General features: G+C 42.5%; 4 protein-coding genes. 1 reads left to right on the forward strand and 3 read right to left on the reverse strand.

The annotated features are described in order from the left end of the window. Positions 1-785 (forward strand): polysaccharide deacetylase family protein (locus tag A6K76_RS15905; RefSeq protein ID WP_139108723.1); only part of this gene is annotated, 785 nt, incomplete at its 5' end. A gap of 122 nt (positions 786-907) precedes the next feature. On the opposite strand, the gene A6K76_RS15910 is transcribed toward A6K76_RS15905, so the two are convergent. The 3 genes from A6K76_RS15910 to A6K76_RS16860 form a co-directional block, all read right to left on the reverse strand. After that, positions 908-1,237, reverse strand: a complete 330-nt coding sequence (locus A6K76_RS15910) for a hypothetical protein (protein ID WP_066466580.1) — start codon at positions 1,235-1,237, stop codon at positions 908-910. Next, positions 1,230-2,333: a ParA family protein gene (locus tag A6K76_RS15915; RefSeq protein WP_066466581.1), complete on the reverse strand. Its 1,104-nt coding sequence runs from the start codon at positions 2,331-2,333 to the stop codon at positions 1,230-1,232. The genes A6K76_RS15910 and A6K76_RS15915 overlap by 8 nt, the downstream gene beginning before the upstream one ends. Positions 2,334-2,512: 179 nt before the next feature. Next, a partial coding sequence (locus tag A6K76_RS16860; RefSeq protein ID WP_169818041.1) for a hypothetical protein occupies positions 2,513-3,965 on the reverse strand: 1,453 nt, incomplete at its 5' end.

Raw genomic sequence — 3,965 nt, forward strand, 5'->3', positions numbered from 1 at the left:
CAGCTGCAGCATTTGACGTCAATCCAGAATTTTTGCCGGAAATTGACGCGACACCACTACATGCGTATGAAAACCAAGCGCTCGTCACGTTATCGTATGACGACGGCTATAAAAATTGGTATACGAAAGCGTTACGATTGCACGCTCAATATGCTTTACCCGGAACGTTTAACATTAATACGTATCGGTTAGACGAGCAGGACGAAAATTTCATGTCGTACAGTGACGTATGGGTAGCGCATGATCGCGGTATCGAAATCGGAGCGCATACGCATGACCATGCACGGCTTGATTTGAGCTGGTTTACCGAAGCGGAAATTCGCTATCAGCTCGAGGAAAACATTCGCATTTTGTGTGATTTAGACATTGATGTGAAAACGCTCGCTGCTCCTAACTCTGTGTACAGCAATGAAGCGCGTGCCATTGCGAAACATTATTTTGAAGGTGTTCGCGTATATGGCTCACAATTGAATACACCTGACAATTATGATCCGCATTGGCTAAAGTCATTTGCGGTGACGAATGAAACGACGGTCGAGGAAATGAAGCAATGGATTGATGAAGCGGTCGCTACAAAATCTTGGCTAATTATTATGTTGCATAACGTTGTCGATGAACCGATTGTCGGCTGTGCAAATGGTGAGGCAGAATGTGACGAGCTATACGACATTTCGACAGCAAACTTAGAAGAATTAATGGCGTACATTGCATCATTTAGTCGCGAACAGCTGTTGCCAGTAAATACGTATGAAGGTGTGCAAATGGCATCGAGTTGGATTGAGTAAAAAAAGAGCTGCGTGAACCGTCCACGTAGCTCTACTTAATAAAAACATTTATACATTAATTGTTTTATCTGTTTGTACATAAGAAAAAGCTCGATTCATCAAAAAAATCGAGCTTTCTACTATTATAATGTCTTTTTATACGCCTTTAATGCAGCGGCTAATTCTTGCTCATCAATTTCGCGCAATTGATCGACAGCGAAATCGACAACTTCCAATAGCTTTAAGCCGTTTTGTGCGCCGACTGTTTTAAAGAAGTGGTGTGCTTCTGCAGAAATGAGCGAGTTTTTGCGCTCCTTTTTTTCTTTCGGTGCTGTTTCGATTTCTTCATCTAATAAAGCTAAGCCGCGCACTTTTGGCTGTGAGAACGCCGTTTGATGCGGGTTTTCTCCTTGAATGCTAATTTTCTCCTCAAGCGCGTTCGTTTGTAATAAATTTTTTCGCTCCTTATGCAAATACGTGCTGCAATGATTTTAAGTCTTCGTCTGTTTGTAGCCAATCGAGAATGCGGTGAATGTACGTGCGACGTTTTTGTGCTGGTGCATTTTCGAAAATGTCGCGCAGTACAGTTGCGAGTTGTGCTGCTGTAAAGTCGCGTGCTTCTGTCGCATCGTCACGATAAAATTGCGCCGCATCAAACGCAGCCGCAAGCGTATTGTATTCGTCGCGATTTAACGAATCTGCCGCTAAATCGAGCAGCTGTTGAATGCGTAACTTCGGCTCAGTTGCTGAAACTTTACCGACGCGCATTAAAATTTCGTGCGCCAGCGAATCGTACATCGCAAAAATCTTTTTGTCGTGCTGGTCGAACTTGTTCGGGTTCGGTGGAATTAAATCGTAACGCTTCACACGCTCGCGCTCGTACACACGCGAATATAAAATCGCATCGCCGTACGTTTCAAGCGCCGCCGAAATGACGGTAAAGTCGATGTTGCTTTTTTTGTTTTCTAAATACATTAAAATGCCGAGCAGCTCTGCACCTTCATAGCCGTACTTCGATTCGCGCGCACTCGCTGCTGTTTTTTCTGATTCCTTTAAAAAGCCTGCCATTTGACGATACGATTTCGCCTGCGTCATCATGACACCGATGTAGTAATCGCTCGCAACGATCGCGTTAATGTTTTGAATGTTTGATGTCGGTGGTACGTCGAATAAAATGAAGTCGTATTCGTGCTCGATTTGCTGAATGACTAAATCTAAATAAAGCCCTGCTTCGAACTTACCGAATACACCCTTTTCAAGAAGCAATAAGTCAAGACCAGATAGCTCCTCACCAGAAGGAAGTAAATGCAAATTGTCGTCTAATACGAGCACCGCTTCCTGTGAGCGCTTCGGTGACTTGATCGCATCAAAGATCGATAAATGATTCGTTAAATCTTTATTTACTTGAAACGTGCGCATTAAAAAGTCTGTCGCGTCCGCTTGGGCATCGAAATCGACGACTAAGACGCGCTGATTAAAATGCTTCGCTAATGAAATGGCAAGCAAGCATGTCGTCGTCGTTTTGCCAACGCCACCTTTACTATTGCCTAATGTAATTTTGATCGCCACTAAAACACCCTCCTTGAAATTTCTATAAGCTACGTATAAGTATAACAAAAATTCATTCGTACATAAATCATTAAATGTCTTTATGATTAAAAACATAAATGTATTAATTATTTTATGTGTTTTAACATGAAAAAGAGTGACAATGCCGCTTCCGACGTCGTCACTCTTTCGTTGTGCTGTTATTGTACGGTAATCGATGTAAAGGCTTGATGCTGTGCGCGCGTCATCGCATCATCAATCGTTGCAAGTAGTAATGCTTTTGCTGCTTCGTCTGCGTCCGATGTATGAACGTCTTGTGCGAAATTGTGTAGCGCTTCGATGCTTACACCTTCTGCAAATGTCACGCCGTATTCGTTTGCACGAATAAACGGTGCGACTGCTGTATAAGAAGGAAGCATCGTCCAAAACGGTGCATCAACTGATTGAACGTCGCGTGCTGGCTCACCGTTAATGAGTGATTGGAGTACAGCTGTTAAACGTTGCGTATCATATTTGTTCGTCGGTTTTAATGTGTTAACGACGTTTAATAATTCAGCCGCTAACGTTTTTTGCTCATCTGCTGTTAACACATTTTTCGTATTAGTTGCTGTCAATGTTGGGAAATAGGTTGCGCTGTACGTATCTTTGTAAACGAGTGACAGCTTTTCTGCTGCGAGATCGAACACTACTTTATTGATGATGCCGTTTGTCGTCGCGTTTGCATCTGTCGTTAACGGGCTAAGTGCGTCGATGATTTGCTCAGCAGTTACACCATTTTGAAAAACTTTGTTGTTGTAGCTCGTAAATACAAATGGTGCATAGAACGACCAAATATTTTTGTAATCTTTGCTTACTTGTAGCACGTCTACAAGCTCGTCCGCATCGTAATGACTGTATTGCTGTAGCTCGGCAATGGCAGCGTCTACTTGCGCATCGGTTACGCCTTTTTTCAGCGGTGCGCCTGTATACAGCCAATTATTTTTTAAATCGATATCGAATAAATGGCTAATGCGATGTTTGAAGTACTGGTTGTACATTGTGTTAAACCAATTATCAATTGATAAAGATAGTTCTTCATCATTTTGGTACGTTTCAGTGAGCTGGCCATGTAACGCTTGTAATTTGTCGAACGTCATCGCATTTGTAAATAGCTCAGGTAGCGACGTGTTGTAATCGTGATATTCAGTAGAAACGTATTGCCATACTGGTTTTAATGCAACGGACATCGTTAACACGTCACGTAGTCGCTCGAGCGAATAATAGCTGCGTACGTCGATCCCTTCAAATAATGCGTCTACTTCAGCAAATGTAACGTCATCTTTTACGACAGATGGATCATATGATGAAAACATTGTTGGCTCAAATAGTTTGCTCGCTTCACGTGCAATCGCATAATACGTAAATTGCATAATTTCTTGCTCGATGGCATCGCGTACAGTTTCGTCTTTTCCTGCAACTGCTTGACGTACTTCAGCGATCGCAGCGTCGAGCTTTTCTTTCGTCACCGATTCTTTTAAGCGTTCGTCATCGTTATAGCTATTGCTTAACAACGCGTGTAGCGGTGCGGCATATAAATCTATTTTCAAGCTTTCAAGCTGTGAGATAATGTACTCTTTATTAGCGACATCGTTCGGAATGTTTTTTTGTGCGTTC

The sequence above is a fragment of the Caryophanon latum genome, assembly GCF_001700325.1.
Classification (GTDB): Bacteria; Bacillota; Bacilli; order Bacillales_A; family Planococcaceae; genus Caryophanon; species Caryophanon latum.